The 20,929-nt window shown below is 50.5% G+C and carries 10 protein-coding genes and 2 pseudogenes; 9 read left to right on the top strand and 3 right to left on the bottom strand.

Annotated elements, in window-relative coordinates:
• From C6H66_RS21645 to C6H66_RS21635, 3 genes are all read left to right on the top strand, one after another.
• A partial coding sequence (locus tag C6H66_RS21645) for a transposase (RefSeq protein WP_181150259.1) occupies nucleotides 1-228 on the top strand: 228 nt, incomplete at its 5' end.
• Nucleotides 229-449: 221 nt separating this feature from the next.
• Nucleotides 450-632, top strand: a complete 183-nt coding sequence (locus C6H66_RS21640) for a hypothetical protein (RefSeq protein WP_105396686.1) — start codon at nucleotides 450-452, stop codon at nucleotides 630-632.
• Nucleotides 633-643: 11 nt separating this feature from the next.
• Nucleotides 644-1,228 carry an adenine nucleotide alpha hydrolase family protein gene (locus C6H66_RS21635; protein ID WP_248000774.1) on the top strand — a complete coding sequence of 195 codons (585 nt, stop codon included), beginning with the start codon at nucleotides 644-646 and terminating at the stop codon, nucleotides 1,226-1,228.
• Between the two features lie 153 nt (nucleotides 1,229-1,381).
• Here the strand turns inward: C6H66_RS21635 and ltrA are convergent, their stop codons facing one another.
• The 3 genes and pseudogenes from ltrA to C6H66_RS21615 all read right to left on the bottom strand — a co-directional run.
• Nucleotides 1,382-3,004 (bottom strand): group II intron reverse transcriptase/maturase, encoded by a 1,623-nt coding sequence (ltrA, locus tag C6H66_RS21625; RefSeq protein ID WP_219847635.1) that lies wholly within the window; start codon nucleotides 3,002-3,004, stop codon nucleotides 1,382-1,384.
• Nucleotides 3,001-3,336, bottom strand: a complete 336-nt coding sequence (locus C6H66_RS26425; RefSeq protein ID WP_021324049.1) for a hypothetical protein — start codon at nucleotides 3,334-3,336, stop codon at nucleotides 3,001-3,003. Before C6H66_RS26425 ends, ltrA begins: the two co-directional genes overlap by 4 nt.
• 248 nt (nucleotides 3,337-3,584) lie before the next feature.
• A pseudogene (locus C6H66_RS21615) lies at nucleotides 3,585-4,813 on the bottom strand (Tn3 family transposase); the annotation flags it as partial.
• A gap of 59 nt (nucleotides 4,814-4,872) precedes the next feature.
• Between C6H66_RS21615 and C6H66_RS21605 the strand changes: the two are divergent.
• From C6H66_RS21605 to C6H66_RS21580, 6 genes and pseudogenes are all read left to right on the top strand, one after another.
• A protein-coding gene (locus C6H66_RS21605) for an IS3 family transposase (RefSeq protein ID WP_219847634.1) occupies nucleotides 4,873-6,008 on the top strand; the annotation gives its coding sequence in 2 pieces (ribosomal slippage) (nucleotides 4,873-5,119 and nucleotides 5,119-6,008; 1,137 coding nt in all).
• A gap of 57 nt (nucleotides 6,009-6,065) precedes the next feature.
• A pseudogene (locus C6H66_RS21600) lies at nucleotides 6,066-6,533 on the top strand (DUF4158 domain-containing protein); the annotation flags it as partial.
• Between the two features lie 115 nt (nucleotides 6,534-6,648).
• Complete coding sequence (locus C6H66_RS21595; protein WP_021324044.1) at nucleotides 6,649-6,840, top strand: hypothetical protein; 192 nt, start codon at nucleotides 6,649-6,651, stop codon at nucleotides 6,838-6,840.
• A 957-nt stretch (nucleotides 6,841-7,797) separates the two neighbouring features.
• Complete coding sequence (locus C6H66_RS21590; protein WP_146111091.1) at nucleotides 7,798-10,332, top strand: hypothetical protein; 2,535 nt, start codon at nucleotides 7,798-7,800, stop codon at nucleotides 10,330-10,332.
• Nucleotides 10,333-17,340, top strand: a complete 7,008-nt coding sequence (locus C6H66_RS21585) for a Tc toxin subunit A (RefSeq protein WP_105396682.1) — start codon at nucleotides 10,333-10,335, stop codon at nucleotides 17,338-17,340. It begins immediately after the preceding gene.
• Complete coding sequence (locus C6H66_RS21580; protein ID WP_105396681.1) at nucleotides 17,282-20,869, top strand: Tc toxin subunit A-related protein; 3,588 nt, start codon at nucleotides 17,282-17,284, stop codon at nucleotides 20,867-20,869. The genes C6H66_RS21585 and C6H66_RS21580 overlap by 59 nt, the downstream gene beginning before the upstream one ends.
• Nucleotides 20,870-20,929: the final 60 nt, after the last annotated feature.

Raw genomic sequence — 20,929 nt, 5'->3', positions numbered from 1 at the left:
AAGGAGTGGCTGGCACGACATCCCAAATTTACCCTGTTGTTTTTACCCGTCTATTCACCGTGGCTAAATAAAATAGAACGGTTATGGCAATCGCTCCATGAGACAATAACGCGAAATCACCGTTGTCAATTTATGTGGCAGTTGCTTAATTATGTTGATGCCTTTTTGGCATCGTTTTCATCACAGCAAAAACCAGGAAGACAAAAAATGAGTGTAGCACTATTATGAAATCTTATTTAAATCTGTTCCAAAGAATATAATATCAGAAGAGTAAGAGCATCTTGTTATTTCCATCAATCTTCGTTAACTAATTGCTATGAATTACTCTAAAGGCAATGTCTAAAGGGGGATTCATGCAAAATAGTGACACTATCAGTATTTTCACACCGACCGGCGAATGATACACAGAGCTAGTCTTTCATACATTCAGCCAGAAGATACATGGAAAAGTGTTCGGTTTCGCTGCCCATAAGGCTGTAACAGTTAGTCAGTTTGTTCTGCTTATTCTGGACACAGACCTTATCAACCGACTGAGCCCACCACAGGCGGCTAAACAGGCATTAAGTGCATTTATTGACTGTCATGGTGAAATGGCAGTAACCATGTTTCTCAACAACGAACTACAGAAATAGGAAGAATGACCATGCCAGATCGCTTCGATGATACATTTGTGATTCCTACACTTGCGAAGGAAGCTGGTATCACAGCTACGCCACCACAAGACCGGGTCTTATTCTCTGCCAGTGAAATTGAAATCGACAAATATGATGTCATTATCGTTTGCATGAGCGGCGGGAAAGATTCGATTGCCAGTCTGCTGCGTCTCATCGATATAGGGGGCGATTTATCACGCGTTGAACCCTGGTACCATGACGTTGACGGACGTGAGGGTAGCTCGTTGATGGACTGGCCTTTTATGGCGGATTATAACCGTAAGATCGCCGAAGCCTTCGGGTTACCCCTATATTTTTCATGGCTTGAAGGAGAGATGCTGAAGAATAACGAGTACAGTCGTGCGCATAAAATCGAAACACCAGCCGGGCTTATCACTGCCAAACGCAACAATAACCGTTCCTCTCAGACAACACGTATGCGTTTCCCTCAGCAATCTCCCAGTCTGCTAACTCGCTGGTGTTCCTCTGCCTTGAAGATTGACGTAGGCCGCAGAGCGTTAACGAATCAAGATCGCTTCAACGGGCGTAAAGGGGTCAGTTTGGATATCGAGTAGAGTCGAGATGTGGCGCGGTAACTGTAGGTCCGGCATATCTGTTACCGCCTCTTTCGATTGGCGGTGCCTTACTGTCCTGACCATTATCCCGTTTCCACATCCCGCTCATCGAACCGGACGTGCGCTTCTAACGCATCCGGCTCTCGGACAGAATCATGCCTTCGCCCACGGAAGCCTTTGCGGAAGTTTCGGCAACTGGATGAGTCCCAACTGATTGTAGAAGTACTCGTCAGGGTATCGCTTTAATCCCCTGCTGCGTTGCTTATGTTTCTTACAGAGCCACCGGCGTAGCCGGGTTGTAGTGTAACGATCTATAAACCGATACGACTGTGTCACAGGGCCTAACCTGAAGTAGTTAGTCCAGCCCCCCAGTTTCTGGTTCAATCGCATTACCATCTCCCCGGCATCCATCCACTCCAGACTTCTACTCGTCTGGAGCCTGATAGATTCGATCATTCGCTTAATGCTTTTCTTCGAGGGACGAGTCCCTATGTAAGGTTTCCTCGTCCGGGCGGAATACAAGCGCTTATACGTGTATCCCAGAAAGTCGAATTCACCTTCTGGTAGCCTACACAGGCGGGTCTTTTCTTCATTTACCGTCAGCTTCAGCTTTGCCATAAGTCCACGCATTGCTGTCATCGCCTGACTGGCGTTTCTGCCTTTGCAGCAGATAACCAGATCATCAGCATAGTTGACAATACGTGCGCTGAGGCGCTGCTCGATCCCCAACCTTTTCCAGCCCATAATGAAACGTCTCATGTACAGGTTAGACAGGAGCGGGGATATTGGAGAACCCTGTGGTATTCCGCACTGGTTATCCCGGTTTGCCGTTGTTCGCTGCACTTTTCCGTCCCGCATCTTTTCTTCTACTGGTGCTGTCAGCCATTGTTTTATCAGTCGCAGAACCTTTCCGTCCACGATCCGACGTGCGACTGACTTCATCAGTTCAGGATGAGGGATAGTATCGAAGTAGCCAGACAGATCAGCATCAACAACATCGTTATATCCTCTGGTCAGCAGGCCATGAACTTCTTGTACCGCGCTTTGTGCATTCCGGTTTCGCCTGTATGCATGTTGCTCCGGGGGCAGATCGGCTTCGAATATAGGTTCGAGTACCAGCATAGCTGCCATCTGGCAGACTCTGTCCCTCAGACACGCGATACCCAGCGGTCGGGTTTTCCCATTCGGCTTAGGTATGTGTACCCGTCTGACCGGCTTCGGGGTATATGTATCTTCCCGAAGCTGTTGCGCCAGTTCTCCGAGCCATCGCTCAATGTAGAGCAACACCCATCTGCAATCCGTATGCCTGCGCACCGCTCTCATCAGGAGTTCATGATCGATGTTATCGAAGAACCCCTTGATGTCCACGTCCAGCACCCAGTCAGTGCGCCAGCATCGTTGCCGGGCTACTCTCAGGGCATCGTGCGCAGATTTGTGCGGGCGGTAGCCATAGGAGTCAACGTGGAATTGTGGCTCCAGAATCGGTTCCAGCATGTCTTTGACCACCATCTGCGCGATGCGATCCGCTACCGTGGGTATCCCCAATGGTCTCGTTCCTCCCGTCGCTTTTGGTATCTCGACACGCCGAACCGCTGGCGGCATATAGCTGCCCGAGGCCATTCGATTCCAGAGTTTGTACAAGTTCCCCGCGAGGTTCTTCTCAAATTCCTCAATCGATTGACCATCGATTCCAGCGCTACCTTTATTGGCTTTTACCTTCTTATACGCTCTCCAGACAGCCTGTCTGGATAACGCAAACGGTTTGGACTGACTCACAGGCTCCTCCCACTTGTGCGGTTGACCCGTAATACAATCCCAACGACTGGCCCCCTTCGCTCCACGTCCATTACAGACGCTTCATCACTACTACGGAGCCATCTGCCCCTGTGCCCCGCATCGGTACTCAGGCGCTTGCAGGTTTTCTGCTTGACGCCGCTCCCTTCACATCGGGACGACAGGTTCCCACGTTCCATGCCAGAGCCTGTGTTGTGCTCATGCTGTCTATATGCCGGATGCCGTCCAGCCAGTAACCAGATAGCCGCTGGACTTATCACACGCCGCTTAGAAAACGCGCTTTTGACATCATCTTGTTCCTTTCGACACTGCATCTACAGTTCACTCTCGTTCATCTTCACAACACATACATGACGCATTAGATTGCGCCTTTTCCCTGACGCTCACCACCACCGCTCTTAACGGCAGCAGCTCAGGGTAGTTTGAAGGCTGCGTCTGGACACCGCCTCCGAGGGGCCGACCCTCATCTCTCGCACAGCATTGCACCCTTATTTGCCACAGGGTGCATTCGTGGCACACGTAAGCGGGAAGCCGCCAAAATTTTGCGGGCTTGCCATACGTCTTATGACAACGTCAGCCCCTCAATCATGGCATCCAGATCGAGTTCTTTCCCTTCACTGATAAAGGTGTAATGGCCGTTCAGAAAGATATGCTGCCAGGCTACGGGCGATATTCGTCTGAGAAGAGCAAGACCCCGGGCGTTACCTACTTCTTCATACTTCTGCAGCAACCGCGACAGCAGGGCGGAGTTATAGTAAATAATAATGATGCTGAGCAGTCGCCCGCACTGATTACTGATCTCCAGTTCAATATCATTCTGTCCGGTCAGCTCTTTTTTACCACCAACCTGCGCGATCGCTGAACGAAGCTGATGCCAGGATTCAATGCGATTTTGCGACCGGTGGCTGTTTCTGGCCACCTGCGGGTTACGAAGATAACGGAGGATGTAAAGACTGCGGATCAGTTTATCAAACTCAAACGGTGCCTTCCTTGTCGGGTTTTCCGCTGAATAGGTACACAGTTTGCGGATCAGGGCACCCTGAGTAATTTCTTTCATCCCCAGAGTGGCGACAATCTGGTCCAGATGCGGTTTTTCATCAATTATAACTTTCTGATTTATCTGCCCTACAGGCTGGATAAGACATTTTTTATAACGCTCCGGATAATCCGCGCAGTATAGCTCTTTCAGCATGTCCTTTGTCGAGGTAAAGCGGGGTTCGAAACGCAGGCCGAACCAGTGAAGAATGGCGAAATTAGCCCGGTTAATACTGTGCGTGTCACCGGTTATCGCCGTTGGTACAATCCCGCTGGTATTCCTGTACCAGATATCGAAAACGTGATGAGCTTCATACTCATGGGCCCCGATGAGATAACCATTCAGTGGAATATGGTTGCACAGCAGGGTGTAAGCCACCACGCCTTTCCCAAGCCCAAAATATTTTTTTGATGCCCGGGCTTTGATCGTCGGACGCTCGACGCTGAATTTTGCCCATCGACAGCGCCATACAGCTCCCCCAACTCCAGTGAATAATACGGGAAGACAGGAAGCGCCTTAATTCCGTCTCCAATGCAGTCACATGCAGCCTTCAGCGTGGAGAGACGCAGATATTGCTCGTAGGAATCATTGAGCGCATGGTAGGGAATGTAGCTGGTCAGGGACATCGTCAGATTACCGTGATTCATGGCCTGTGCCATTATTACCGCCATCAGACTGTCTGCATCAGCCCCCGTTTTCACATATAGCGGTTGTAGCGGTGTCAGTGCCGACAGAAACTGGCACCGTTGATTAACTGGACTGACCCCGCCCCGGTAGACGATCCTGCCCTATAGTTTGAGCATAGGAGGAGCATATGGGTACACCACGATTTACACCTGAATTTAAGGAAGAAGCCGTCCGTCAAATAACGGAACGCGGCTATTCCGTTGCCGAAGTTTCCGATCGGCTGGGCGTTTCTTCGCACAGTCTCTATAAGTGGTTGCGGGCGATTAAACCCGATAACAGCGAACAGCACGCCCATGATCTTCTGGAAGCCAAAAGTGAGATCCTGAAACTCAGAGCCCAGCTGAAGCGCACTGAGGAAGAACGGGACATTCTGAAAAAGGCCGCGCGGTACTTTGCAAGGGAGCCCGACTGAAGTACCGCTTTATCAATGAGCACCGTGCTGTATGGGGTGTCATGACAATGTGTCGGGTATTGTGTGTCGTCCGGGCCGGATTTTATGCGTGGCTGCATAACCCGGTCTCAGTGCGGGATAAAGATAACCAGCGTCTGCTGGCGCTCATCCGTGATTCATATTCCCTTAGCGGTGGCGTATATGGCTATCGCCGGATTCATGGCGATCTGAATGAAATCGGGGAAACCTGCGGTAAAAACCGGGTGAGCCGTATTATGCAACTGAACCGGATCAAAGCGGTGCGCGGTTATAAAGCACCACGTCGTATCGCTGGCAGGCATTCTGTTGTTGCCCCTAATCGCGTGCAGCGGCAGTTTACCGTTGTCCGGGCTAATCAGGTCTGGGTGACCGACATTACCTATATCCGCACCTGGCAGGGCTGGTTATATCTGGCGGTGGTCATTGATCTCTTCGCCCGTAACGTAGTGGGCTGGTCGATGAAACCCACTCTCTCACGCGAACTGGCGCTGGATGCGCTCATGATGGCCGTGTGGCGACGAAAACCGGACGGCGAGGTTATCGTGCATTCAGACCAGGGCAGCCAGTACGGCAGCGACGACTGGCAACGCTTCTGCCGGGCGAATAATCTGGTGCCGAGTATGAGCCGGCGTGGCAACTGCTGGGATAATGCGGTTGCGGAGTCATTCTTCAGCTCACTGAAAAAAGAACGTATCAGAAAGCGCATATATAAAACACGGGATCTGGCCCGGGCCGATATCTTCGATTACATTGAAGTCTTCTACAACCGGGCCCGGTGCCACAGTCACCTGGGTGGCGTCAGTCCGGAGGCCTTCGAACAGGCCTCGTCGTGAGGACAGAATTTGTCTACTGTCGTGGGGTCAGTCCATTTTCGATATCCAAACTGACCCCAAGTACAGGGTCATTACCCTGAATCAATAAACGAATTCCCTTCAGGTATTGTGCGCGCTATTGCTGAACAGATCGGATGCGCTTCTGTATCCCTTGAAAACTACCCTCTTCAGGGGCGGCAGGCCCAACGGCACCGACAAACTATTCGTCGCTATTTGGGTGTCAGACTCCCCAATAAAACCGATATAGCGCAGCTCACCGCCTGGTTAACCGAATTTATCCTCCCATTAAATCCGCAAGCTGTACACGGCAGTGAACTTGTTACTGAATGGTGTCAGGAGCAGCAGATTGAGCGTCCCGCAGCCGATCACCTGGATCGGATTATTCGTTCAGCCGTACACCAGTTCGAAACAGAACAGCAAAACATCATATTTACCCGACTTTCACTCGACAGTAAGGTTGCCATCAACCATTTACTGTCGGCCGAAGAACCGGGCACTGCCAGTGTGATCGAAGTCACATTGAGCGCCCCATTCCCAGTTGATTATGAAAAAAATAGAGTCGTGATTTGACACGGCGTTGTTTGTTGGCTAATTGTTAATGTACCTGTAAAAACATAATTACTTTTTTTCGAGGTGAGTTTTGGTAGTTGAATTTGATGTGATATCAAATAAAGCTCCTTCTTGGCATGTAAAAATAGGGCTTGTTAATTTTAAGTCGGTTTCCGCTTCCAGGTGGGAAATTACTCAAGAAAATTTTCCCCTGTTATTTGTGGTGCATGGAAAAAACTTCGAGGGATATGATGATGAAAGAAACCGTTTTGAGAGGGCGTAATTTTACTCCCCAGGGTACGTACGATATCCTTTTGGCTATATCCATAGAGCATAGGCAGGGTAAAGAAAAGTCATTATCATGGGTTAATTTTCATACGACTATCTTTTAGCCGTAATGATAGTGGCTTATTTTTTTGGTGGGGGGAGAGGTATGATTCGTTGCCTACGCATGATTTTTCTAATTCTATTTAGCTCGTGCTTTTTTTTGTTTTCGGCATATATATATGCCGGGTCTCAGATACATTTAAACGGTGGACCGTTAAAAAATTGCGATCGTGCAGGAGCTTGTTCCTATAAAATAGGAGAAAAAATAACAGTTCCTCTAAGCACTTCTTCAGAATGTTCATTTAAAACTCAGAGGGGGCATATTTATCTTTCTCGTGATGGACATCGCGAGGAAATTTGGAATGACCACATTAAGAGTTCTCTCTCTGCAACAAGTAGCGCTTTTCTAACGTTTTTTAAATCACTCTTTGAGAGGGATTTTAGTCAACTTTTTAACTTGGGGAAGATTCAGCTAGATAAAATTGATGGAAGTATCGCATTTTATTCTCCTGGAAAATATAGCCTGGAGTTTTATGTAGAGGGAGAATCTTATGATATAGGTGGCATTCATTTGGGTAGTTGCGCGTCATCTCGTAAACAATACTATTGGACAATTGATGAACCATCATACTCGGGCGTTACTTTTACTGTTAAAGACCAAGCCAGTGGAAGAGAAGGAATCATCTCTAAATCAAACTCCATTTATGACGTACCTTATGCTCAGAAAAAATTGGTGTTGCAGCCAAATCCTTCCGAAAGAAATAAAGAGATAAACAAAATTGCAAGCTGTACTTATGCGCTTGGCCCAACAAAAACCGGAGAAATAGCCGACAAGACTAAGGTTCTTATCGATGGTGCTCATGGCTCGGGGGTGATAGATCCCCTCCTTATAAAACCTGGAATTACGCTAACCGTGTCTGCATTTTGCAAACTTAAAGGTAAAGGTGATGCTTATCCAGGTTACGAAAAAGAAGTTACTCAAACCATCAAATTTCACCGTAATCAGGCAAGGTTCGGTAATCCGCATTATACCCTGAGTGTTGCTAAAGATGGCAAGACCACGCAGCCACCAACGCCAGACAAGGTCACCCCAATAGACTGGCAAAGCAATGTGAAATATACCATTGGCGTGGGGTTTGATCAGACTCAGTTGGTTAAGCCTGAAACCTGCGATTATGATAATACCCATATCGATGCTCGTGAAAATATGCTCACCAGGGACGCCAAAGACAAGACTAAAAATTATTCATCCTATAAGTTTAGTCAATATTATCACGGTTCCTGTTATATTGGCGGCCGTGACGATAAAAAAGACAAAAACGACAGCCCTTATAAGTATTTCCCCCATCAAGAGGTTATTAATAACAGCTTCACACTCATCCGTAATGCCCCACGTATCGTTACCGAAAATAGCTTTAAGGGTTCCGGGTTTGGTACGGCAACTCCCGATGGTGAAACGACTAAGTTGCGTCCTGGCGATAAAGTGAATGTTAAGGTAACTGCTCATTTGCAAGGTGATTACCCAAATGTAAAAGTATCTCTTATTAACGCAGATAGCAATTTATCCTCTCAGTCTTGTCATGATGATAGCGACCATTCATCCTCTCCGGATTGTCAATTAAGTATCGAACCAGACTCATCAAAATCAATAGAGTGGGTGTTGACGGCCGATAAGACGCTGATGGGGTCCACTACCGCCTCCCTCTCTATGAGTGGCTCCAACCATGAGTTGGAAGCAGAAAGTGGCCAGTTGAAGGATTTTGATTTTGTCAGCAAAAAAATCACTATCACACCGGTGATTACCCTGGCGGGCCAGTTGAATGCGTTGGATGAAGCTGCCTTGGCTAAAAAAGTGTACCACTACGGGCGTGAATTCTCAGTAGCCATGGAGTACAGGCTGTTGGGTAAAACCCCGCAAGGCACCCCGAATACCGCCTATAAAGGGAATTTGGTCGGGTTGAAGGTACAACCTAACAATGGCCTGGTTGCAGATGCGGCCTCTTCCGCCAGGATTACAGTGGGCGAAACGCCGGCTACGGTGAATCCCGGCTGGAAAGGTGATAGCTCCCAGCAATTGATTTCAGGGCAAACCGCACTGGAGCATGATCAGGTGATCCATCTACAGGTGCCTGTAAAAGTGGCATCGAAAACGCGCGGCACGGCCAATATTGAAGTCTTGGGCGGTTTTATCCCCACTAACGTGGATATTGCTCCAGGTTCAACTTTGCAATCGCAATCGCTCCTGATCACATTAGGCGATGAGTTGCTGCCTGCCGAGAATGTTTATTACGCGACGGTAAATGGCGATAAACCTTTGGTCGTCAGCAAGGATACCCGCAATCAAGTGTTGACGGTGAAGTTTGGCAGCAAACTGAAGGCCGATAAACTGATGACTCCTGCCATCTCAGGAACAGAAATGACCGTTACATTGCCGAAAGAACTGAGCCGCTCGCGCGATGGCGATCAGCAGTTGGTGTTACTGTGCGACGGCGAGGGTTGTAGCCAAGAATATCTGGATAATGGATGGGATGGAGAGCGGACAACCACTGTTCTGAAGAGTTTTATGCTCAATCCAAAAGTGGAATACCTACTCAGAATCCCCGTTACGTTGAAGGAGAACATCGTCTCGGTGGCGAACAGCCAAGTGCGGGTAAGCCTTACCCAGTCGCAGACGCAAATCGGTCAGGATACCGCCGAGCGGGTTGTGACCTGGGTTGACAATGGCACACCGTCGACGTTAGTGGTTAACAAAGCGCTGAAGCTAGAAACGCAGGGCCCGGTCTCGATATTGCCGTTAGACGTGGGCGATGAGCAAAAAGCAGGCAGTGCAATCCTCCATGATGAGCACAGCTTCTCTCTCAGCGTGAAAATCGTCAATGCGGCTGACAAAGATAAAGTGACCCTGATGGTGGGTAATAAGCCGGTTGATATGCATCGTTCAGGTCTCGTGAATAAAGATGGTGCCGTGTATGTGGCTGAAAACCTCCCGATCCCGAATAAGCCAGATTATCCGTTGAGTATCCAATACCAATCCGCAACGGGCGCAGTCCTTACCAAATGGTTAACCGGCAGTGAGAGTCGTTACGCTGAGGATCCGCGCAATCTCACTTGTAAAAAACAGAATAACATCATGATGTGCACCTTATATTGGGGAGGTAACCTAGGGGTTCCTGTTCCATATACAGCGGGTGATGCGGTGCTGAGTATTGAAGCTCTAAATAGTAAGGGGCTGTTACACGGGATAACACTGGTGGATTTGATGGACGGACTGTCAGACATGAATGCCCGGATAAAAAACTGGAATGGTGCCGTGTTGTTTAAAACGCAAGGTGGGCAATCTGCGGTCGCTCCACCGAATTTCCGGCCGACCGATAACAAGGAAAGCAGCATTATGGAAACAGGAAAGGGGCCTTTGCCGATAAAAGGGCAATACCAATTCGGTGATTAAATGTGCTTTCTCGACGGTGCAGACAATGCCTGCACCGTCACTAGGCTGGCAGAATGCATTGCTGCTTCCCAGTACAGAAAATCCTATGCTCTGAGGTTTAACATGGCGAATATGACCCCCGATTTTGCACAGTTTCCGTTTGATTATGCCGTCCAGACCGCGCTAAAAAATCAAGGTTTCCACTCAATTTATGACATTCTGGATGTTGAAGAAACCCGCTTTCGTCAGCAATACGATATTGAGCTAAATGGGTATGCCGGGGCGATTTACCAGCAAGCAAAAAATTATTTGGGCATGGCGAATAATGCTTTGCGGCAACAGAAGGTGCCAGTGGATCCGTTGTCTGGAAACGCAGCATCGCCACCGGTGGCTGATAGTTACTATAATCGTATCGCATCACCGAAAAACCATTCGGCGCAATTGGCGCGCTATACCCCACCGCTCTATAACCAGCTGTTTTCCGATGAACACAGCCGCTTTGTTGAACCGGGTAGTCTGCAATCGCTTGATTCCCCAGTAAGCTATCTTGTGTATTTGCTCTCACAGTTGAAAAAACTGGGTCATGCGGGCACCAACGCCTTTGAGTCATTGTTGAAGCGACGCCCGGACTTGGGCACCCTTTTGCTCAATGACGATGCCTTCACACGCTCTTTACCAACCAGTGAACTGGTGTGGGAAATATTGAGTGATGCTTTTGTGGCAGTAAATCAGGCGAATATAAATCGGGTGGCAGAAATTGATCGCCACCTGGCCAGGGACGCTGTCTACCCGCTGACATTGCCGTTTGACGTTGCCCAAACGCGCATGACTCTGGCACTGGATGAAGCCGGGCTTTCCTTTGGTGACGTGTTCAGCATGCTGGCAGCGGATTATCGCACTTACGGTAAAAAAACGGCAGCGGCGTTGGCATGGAGTGGCGTCTCTTACGGTTTACACCAGGAACTGATTCAATCGGCCACCCCAAACAGTCAGCCTATCATTTTGCAATTCGATGAGAGCGGCAAAGTGGCCAATGGTGAATCACTGATGTTGCAGTTGGCCACTCTCTGGCCGGGGATAAAGGTGTCAGCAATTCAGATTGCTGACACGCCAGTGAATTGTAAAAATATAACCTCACCAAATAAACCGCAGGTGACCTTCCAGCTATCTTTTCATTCAGCTCCGCAGAACGCCACTGGAGTGTCCGTCACGGCAGCTCGTACCTCAGCACAGACATGCGAGGCAGGAGCTATCTATAGGGAAAATTGTTCCCTGACGGTGAATGCAGCCAACCAACCGCCGCGCCAGTTGAAAATAGGGGTGTTGATCGGCGATAGGGTCGGTACCGTGGGTGCTAACCAAGAGATGTTTACAGCAGAAGCCGCTCAGCTTGAAGAATATTTTGGGCCGGATGTGAGAAGTGCGGTTGCCGCCCGAATGAGCGTACCGGTCGAAATGCTTTGTCAGGCCGCTGGACTCACCGAACGCCAGCTACAGGAAGCCTTTGCTCTGGGGGATTTTGCACCGCAGGTTGTTTCCTCGCATCTGACCTGGCGGGCTGGCATCCCGGTTAGCAGTGGACAGTACGGTGCGTGTTATTTATGGGGCAAAGCGGCGGGGCTGGAGGAGGCGCTACCTGGCGCAATCCAGGCGGAGGAAATTAAAACTACGGTGTACCAACTCTTTCGTTTGCAAAAATTGATCCGCTTGCAACACCTGACTCAGCTACCTTACGCCGCGTTGGATACTCTGATACAGGCAGCCTTGAGAGCAGAGAGCAAAGAGGGGGAAGATCTCAGCAGCAAAACAGTGCAGGCGCTTGGGGTTTATGCGCGTTATCAGCTGGCCTACAAACTGGATGCGGAACAGGCGACGGCGTTGTGGGGCGATATCAACCCTTATGCTAAACAAGGCCAGATCCCGTTGCTGGATCGTGTCCTGGCTCCGGCGGGTTATCAGCCGGACTTTAAGCTGCCATTAATTGGAAGTGGTCAGCTGGAAGATAACGATATAAGACTATTATCGCAGGCGTTTGGTGTGCCTGCGGCAACGCTGACTGCTTTGGTTAATACACATTCAATAAAGAAAACCCTGAGCGGGGTTTCCTCTTTGTATCGGCTGGTGCTGTTGGCTGAGCGGTTTCATCTCAGCGTTGACGATTTTGTGGCGCTTATCGCGCTGGTTTGCGGTCCGAATGCAATAAACTTGCTTATTACGCCTAATATTGACGAGGCTAATTGCGACACCCTCGATGTGCTAATGACGCTGGATGAGGTGGTGCGCTGGGCTTCTCAGGAGCAACTGCCGCTGGTCGATATGCTGGCGGGGGTATCGGATGCGGAAACCACCGCGCGGGATCTGGCGCTGGGCGCGGCATTGAAAGAATGGTTTACAAAGGTTAATACGAGCAGTAGAGCAAATATTATTACCAAAATGTTACAAGAGTTTACGCAGCTAAAGGATAAAGAGAAAGCGAGCGAGAGCGATATGGGTAAATTGTTAACCATTCGTAATCAGTTGGCAGCGTTGGCCCGCGTGATCGGCCAGTATACCCATTTGGACCCCAATACTGCCAGGGCGTTAATGGTGTTCCATCAGGCATTGTTGGATAAGGCGCTGGTGGCTGCAACCTCCTCCCCGGTATCACTGGCGCCGTTGTTTCTGAGCGCTGGGCTAATACAGCATTATAAACTGGACGAGGTAGCGCTGACGCCTTTGCTGACGGGGCATTCAGGCATGACTCCGAGCGATAATCTTTGGACATCGCTGCTGGCTCTGAGTGATTTTGCACGCCTGGCGTTGGGGGATGAACGCGTGCGGCCGGTGCTGTTGTCTGAACTTGGTTTCGATGATCAAAAAAAGCGCCTGGCGCAGGTATATGCCCTTGACCTCAACGCGGTAACACAGCTCATTGGCTCAAAAACGAATCTCAATGTGACAACCGGGGCTCAATTACAACGTTTAGTGGCCTTTGGCCGCAGCAGTGGATGGTCGTTGAACGATCTTCAAACCTTACTGGAAAAAGGACCCTTGATTGAGGAGTGGAAAGTCCAACAGCCTTTAAGTCAGCGTTGTGGTCCACGCAAAGAGTTAGCCAGAAAGGCACTGAATACCAAACTTGGCGAATTCCGTAACAAGGCATTGTTATCGCTGTATAAAACAACCTGTCGTCGCAGCTTTATTGAAAGTGAACATAAAACCTGGGGTGCCGCCTTTGGCGAGCATGAGCCGAATACCACCGACGTGGCGGGGCAGTTGTTAATGGACCCGGAAATGTCGGCCGCCGTACCTACCAGCAGAGTGGCGGAAGCGATCGCCAGCGTGCAGGCCTTTATCCAGCGTATTGCCGATGGGCGGGAAAGTGAGTGGCAGCTCACTGCGGGCGAGTTACAGCGCTGGCGTAATAATGACAGCCGCTACGCTCTGTGGGCGGCGAACATGCAATTACGCTGGCACCCCGACCAGTATATTAATCCAACCACGCGTCAAAACAAGACGTTGGCTTTTCGTCAGTTTGAAAATAGCCTGTCACAGGCTCGGCTCGATCAGGACAGTATCGAAGTTGCCCTGACGGAATACCTGCATAACTTTGAGCAGGTGGTGAATCTGGAGACGCTCGGGGCTTATCAGGACGGCATGAACAGCAGCCAAAGCCCCATCTATTTTCTGGGGCGCAGCCCCAACGCCCCCTTTGCGTATTACTCTCGCCGTTGGGGGATCGACAGTTCCGGCCTGCGCCGCTGGAGCGCATGGGAGAAAATCGACCTGCCAACCTCCAGTAATGTGATGACACGGGGGGATCAAACCAATCCCGGTTGGGCAAACTATCAGACAAAACATATAAATGACAAAAAAGAATATTTACCGGTGCAGGCCCGTTTGGTTGTGCTTACTGGGCGGCTGTATTTTATCTGGGTAGAGGCCCGTGTCGTGACGCCAGAGCAAATGGTGCCAGATTCAGCAAACAGTGGGGGTAAGAGCACCGTTCCCGAGCATAAAGATTCAGTAAAAAGTAAGGGTGATGGCACATTTCCCGAGCATCAAGCCACGAAAAAGCGCTATCGCCATGTGATCTCTTTGGTGCATCGGCGGCTGGATGGTGGCTGGAGTACCCCGATTGAACTCTATCAGGGAAAACCCGCTGACTATCTGGACCCGGCACCCAATTTGGTGGCGTTCGCCATCCCCCAATACGCCGCAGATTTGAAGGATATCACTTATGCAGAAAAGGGCACGGATTCTGACGGTAACCCGACCGGAAAAAGAGCACTGCTCTTTAAGCAAGCGCCGACTATTTCGGGTGATCTGCTGCTGGTTTCCTTAAATGTCGTGGCGACAGACCCTGAACAGAAAAATGCCGGGTCACAATACTGGTTGTTTGACAGTTTTCTTGATGAGATCCGTACTTCCCCCCGTAAAGACAAAGATAGCGCGCAGCGGCAGTCAAACGGGCTGGATCTGGCAAAATGTGACCAAACACATCCGGTAGTGAAGACCATTAACGAGCTGGTTAAACGTTCTTATTTCTACGTGAAGCCTGATGCCTGCTCCTCCCAAGTCATCACGCCTTGTATCCCCGATCACTGGTTATTCAATGAACGCCAGTGGATCAGCCGTGGGGAGGCGGTATTCGGCAATAAGGTATCATTAACGTTAACGGTCAAGGATGCGGGCCAAGCGAACCGTGATTCTTACGAAACGCTGTCAACAGTAGAATTAACTCCCCAGCAGTGGGCTGCTATACCGGCAGGGTCGCGGTTGGTGCATTTCCTCAGCTTACAGGGGCGAGCCAAATATCAGCAGATCACGCAAGAAATCAGCAGGGTCTCTCTTGTTACTCGCTACCCATCAGGGCCGCTCAGTGCTAAAGAAGTCTATCATGGAGTGATGCTGATACCGAACGGCAGCAGCACCGTGGTTGCTATCGATAACGTGGATAATGCCTTGATCGAACAGGGGAAACTGGCGGTTGCACACAATTTTGTAGAGGCACTAGGCGCAGAGATTAAGGAGAGTGCGCAAGGCGTGCAGTATCTGGTTACCCAATACCTGGAGGGCCAGGATATAGAACAAGATGCGCATTCCCTGCACGGTACGCCACAGCCAACTGATGGCCGGCAAACGGTGGCGATGAAGGGCATGGCCTGCAAACTGTTCGTCAATCTGAACGCGGTTACTGATATCACTCCCGCCATGCTGCAAGCGCAAGATGACTGGATGAGCGCCGACTTTATTCCCGCGCCGAATGGCACTCGGCTTTCTCTGTGGGCTTATGATGTGCCTGCCGAACAGAACAAGCGTAAGCAGGTGTGGCTGGTTACCCGCGTTACTGGCAGTAGTCAACTGGTTGCACTCAAGAAATTGACCCTGCCGGAAAATGTCACCGCGTATCAAATTGCTGGTAATAAACTTAACAAGATAACGCTTAGCACATTGAAGGAAAATGATCCGCCCGTGGCGTATCTCTTAACCACAATAAACGTGCCAGAATCCTCCGAAAAAACATATTATCAGAATTGTTCTCTGCCATTGGCCGATATGACGGCATTTGGCCCGATGAGCTTTACCTTCCTGTTAACCCACCGTGAACAGTCGAATGGGAAAGACATTGCTCCCGCCGGTGTGGCGTTAAAGGTGATCAGTGAGCGTGAACTGCAAGAGGATCTCAAGCTTAACGCAGGTCAAACGGTGTTTACCTCAGAGGACTGGGGGTGGACAGCACCGGTCTTTTCGACGACGACTTTGCCTTATACGTTGAACCGAACCTATCGTTTACCGTCAGCGGAATGCCAGTATTTTGTCGTGAAGGTGAAGGTCGATCAAATCGCCATCACTAAGATGGCTGATAAACATTTTGTTGGTTTTAGCATCAGTGTGCAGTCGCCGTTGAGCTTACCGGCGTATGTGATTGGTCTTAAAAATAATACCCAGACGCAGTGTGCTATTGATGGTAAATCAATAGCACAGCGTGATAACACCCTGAGTGTGGTGGGAGCATCAGAGCTTGCAGTGCATACGTTTTTAGCACAATACGACACCTTGTTCTTTGCCCTGCCGTGGACGGCGAATGCATTTGCCGATGTACGAAAGGATGGCTTGCGTTTTCAACTGGGCAACTTGAAAAATCAGGCAACTATCCCGGGGTATATCCCTTGTGAGGTCCCTTCATTATCGACGGCAATCATCACTTCATCCTGTTCGCCGACGCAGGTTAATGTGGGTGATGTGGTGCACATTACCGCAAGTATTGATTTGGGTGCGGCCCACTTTAGCGACGGGGCGCACATAGAGATCGCTCTCAACAACGCCTATGAGCTGCTGGTTTCGGGGATCAGTACGCCAGCCGGCACACAGGTAGGCAGCAATCAGCTTAGGCTACAGCTAACGGCTGGCCAGCGTGAAGCCTCTTTCAGCCTGCCGGTACGGGTGCGCGATACTATCGCTAACCTCTTGCCACTGGCTACCCTGACCGTCTCCGATAAGCGCTCCGTCGAACGTGTGTTGCTGGCTCAACCTGCGATCGGCAGTGGGCTAAACAGTCAGTTAGCGGTGCAGTGGCACTGGCAGTATGGTACCGATCCGCAACATCTGTTAACCAGTGCGACGGATCGGCCGATAACAGCACTGGCATTGGATCAAAAGTATCTTCTCACGGCGTTGACCTTACATCCGCAGGCAGGCAGTACGGACGATAGATATACGGTGAAATTCACGCTGCCGAAGGGGATCGAGGTTGAGAACGCTGCGGCTAAATTAACTGCTTTAGATAACATTGCCGCCTTGAAGAAGAGTATTGCTTTGCTGGAACCCACCTGGAAAACGACTACGCCAGATGGCACTGGTAATGCCTTGGTGACCCTGCTCTCCAACAAACCGTTGACAGAGGCCACTCTGCTGGTTTTGCCGCTGAAGCTCACTAATAAAAAGGGATTTATTGGCGCCATTAAGGTAGAAGTGATTCGCGGGGACGATGCAGCAAATTGCTGGACGGCGCAGAGCTATCCTTTCTGGCAACCTAAAAAAAATTAAAGACGTGCTAACTATCAGCGCGGGTTGCCAACCCGGCAGCGTAGCGGAGGGCTACCGTTTTGGCGAGCGGTTTAACGTGTTCTTGCTGATACAGGGTCTGGCGAGCCAGGGGAGCCAGTTGTCCCATGCCGAGCTGCATTTGCCTCCGCAGTTTTCTTACGACAATGGGCAAATTTCATATTCGGCGGTATTAACATCGCAGGAGGAAACACCGAAGAAGGAAACGCACAATGGGGAATTACACCCTCGCGAATATAATTCCATTACGGGTACGTTAAATATACCGCTGGACCTGAAATTGACGTTGGGGGAACAGTACATCGTAGTGGTACCGGTGGTGGCTATTCCTGACGAGAAGAGAAAGCCAGGCGCTACCACCTGTACTTTCACCCTGTACACGGCTGATAATGGTTCGCAGATCTCCCCTGACATTAATCCTGGCAACGTAATGGTTTCCGGTGTGGATCATGATGTGATACCGATGTCAAATAACGGCGCTTCCCGACTTCCTGCAGATTCCAGGCTGCCTGTGGGAGCAACGTTTAACTATCGGGTAGTGATTAATATGAGTGAGGCCGACCTCATCAAGCAGTACGGTACAATTCCCCCAATTGGGGCGCCAGGCCCGCAGATACGCTTGACGTTACCGGATACACTGGCCTTGGCTACCACCACATCACGGAAGATAACCACATCGTTAGCAACCCTCTCGCAACAACAGGCAAAAAGTTTTCTGGTCTCAGGTCACAGCTTGCGGCAGAGTGATCATGACGTCAGCAATAGTAAGACGAAAGTTACCGTCCAGACTTTACTTATGCCAAACCAGGGCCTAATCGGGGAGCTTATCGTGCCGGTGACGGTCACAAAATCCGGACCAGTAAACCCGACCCTCACGATTTCCCCTGTGAACAGTAACCTGCAACAATCTCCACAATGGAGCAGCCTGGCACCGGTGAGTTATAACCCACCAAAACTGGTGGCTTACGATACTAATGCGCTGCCAGTGAGCGATTTACATTTTGCGCAGCCGGGGATGAGCGGCTTTACCGACCCAATCCCACTGGCGAAGCCGGCATTGCTGGCCGGCACTACGCCGAAGACGGGAGGTGATAAAAGGTATGTACGGCTGAATTCTCAGTTTGGTCAGGAATTGGTACGGATTGCTCAACGTGACGTCAATGCGGTCTTTCTGGCGGCGACCCAGGATCATCCGTTGCCGCCGCTGGAGGGGGGTGATCCCGAGCCGTTAGAGCAAGATGCGGCGAATCTGCTGTATTTCTGGGAGTTGTTCTATCATGCACCGGCGCTCATTGCGTACAGGCTCAATGCCGAGGGGCGCTACGATGAAGCGCAGGATTGGTTGCATCGTCTGATGGATCCGTTCCCGACGCTTGAAAACGGCAAGAAGAAAGCCATCTGGCGTAGCAGGTTGCTGGAGGCGGACTTCAGCTATGTCGCGTTAGACAACGCGGCCGGCCTTGCCGACCCGGATACCCTTGCCAGCGTGCAACCGGAGTTTTATCGCCGGGCGGTGTTCAATGCCTATGTGAAGAACCTGATGGACAAAGGTGATAGCCATTACCGCGAGCTGAGCCGTGATGGTTTTAATAGCGCTCATCAATGCTATCTGCTTGTCGCCCATCTGCTTGGCACGGATTTCGCGTTGGCCCGTGCTCCGGCATGGATGCCGCTGCCGGCTTCACAGGCGGTGAATGAGTATACGGCAGCGGGGCGGCCTGGGGCACGGTTCGGCCTGCCGCGTAGCCAATTGCACCAATCTCAGGTTGAAAAACTGCAACGGCGGTTATTTAACCTGCGCAATGGATTAACGCTGGACGGAAAACCCTTGGATCTGCCGCTCTACGATCCGCCAACCGATCCGGCTCTGCTGCTGGCAGCCCGGACGGGGGGCGTGCAAGCGATGGATAAATTGCAGGCTACCTCATCCGCGCCCATCTTCCGTTACAACGTGCTTTATGCCCGTACCAGTTCGGCGGTGGAGGTGCTGATTCAGTATGGTAACAACCTGCTGTCGCTGATTGATCGTCAGCAGGAATTGAAGTATCAAAGCCTATTGATTAGCCAGCAAAAAGAGATGGCGGCGTTTGTTATCAGCCTCCAGAAAGACACCTTGCGGATGAGTGAAGAGAGTCGACAGGGGTTGGAGGCCGCGCTCGAATCTGCCCGGCAACGGCTGAAGGACCTGAATACCTGGATTGCAAAAGACATATCCGATCAGGAAAGCCAGGCATTGTCTCTGCGCCGCTATGCGGCAACGATGGGAGAAAGAAGTGCAGAATCGCGTCTTGTGGGCGCTGCGTTGGATTTAGCGCCCAATATTTTTGGTTTTTCCGATGGAGGCATGCATTGGGGGGCTATCGGTCAGGCGATCAGTGATGGGTTTGTGGCCAAAGCGGAAGTGGATAACGGCAGCGCTATGCAAATTGAGACGCGGGAAATGTATCGCCATCGTCTGAATGACTGGAAAGTGTCACAGAAACAAATTGATGGTGAAGTGCAGCAACTGGAGGCGCAACTGCGGGCCGATACTATTCAACAAAGTAATCTTCAGCGTCAGCTGGCACAGTATGAGGCCCAGTCTCGCCAGTTTGACGAGCAGCGCAGCTTTATGGAAAACCGGTTTACTAACGTTGCCTTATATCAGTGGCTGACCAGCCAGGTTTCTGCCCTGTATTACCAGGCTTACGACGCAGTGGCATCACTGTGCCTGATGACCCAGGCGGCATGGCGTTACGAAGTGGCTGACTATAAACCCACGACTAACTTCTTTACCAACGGCGGCTGGAATGAGGCGCACAGAGGACTATTGGCGGGTGAAACCTTGCGCCTGGGGCTGTTGCGCATGGATCAGGCTTACCTGAGCCGGGCAGAGCGTATGTTGGAAATCAGGCATACTTTCTCGCTGAAAGGGCAGTTGGCAGAACAGATCAAGTCGACAGAAACGCTCAACCAAAAATGGCGTGCGTTGTTGCAGGTGAAGCCTGGTAGCAGTCCATTGCTGACGATTCCGATTACCGTGACGGAAAAAATGCTGGCAGAGCGCTACCCGAGCCATTATCTGCGCCAGTTGGTGGCGGTATCGGTGACACTGCCGTGCATTGTTGGGCCGTATGAAGAGGTGTGTGCGACATTGGTGCAAAAAACGGGGCGTTTCGCTACTGAAGCGACGGATGATACATACACTGAAATGAGCAACCCAAACACAAATGCTCCTTACATCATCAAAAAAATTCACCCGGCGTCATCTGTTGCGCTGTCATCGGGTCTGGATGATACAGGGGCCTTTGTTCTCAACTTCGGTGACGAGAAATTCCTGCCCTTTGAAGGCAACGGCGTGGTTGGGGAATGGGAACTGCAGATTCAGAATCCCGGTGGCGATATGCAGCAGCGAATGCTGAAATCGCTTAATGATATCATTATCACTTTCCGTTATCGGGCGAAAGACGCAGGAAGAAAGGATTATGCGGAAAAGGTGATGAGTAAAATCAAACCGGGAAAGAGGGCGTAGTGAACACTCCGGCAGCTTAAAAAAATAACGGGTATAAAACTCGGCGGCGGTGCGGACAAG

Origin of the sequence: Photorhabdus hindustanensis, from assembly GCF_002968995.1 — a bacterium.
In the GTDB taxonomy this organism is placed as follows: domain Bacteria; phylum Pseudomonadota; class Gammaproteobacteria; order Enterobacterales; family Enterobacteriaceae; genus Photorhabdus; species Photorhabdus akhurstii.
This window is presented reverse-complemented; position numbering and strand designations above follow the sequence as displayed.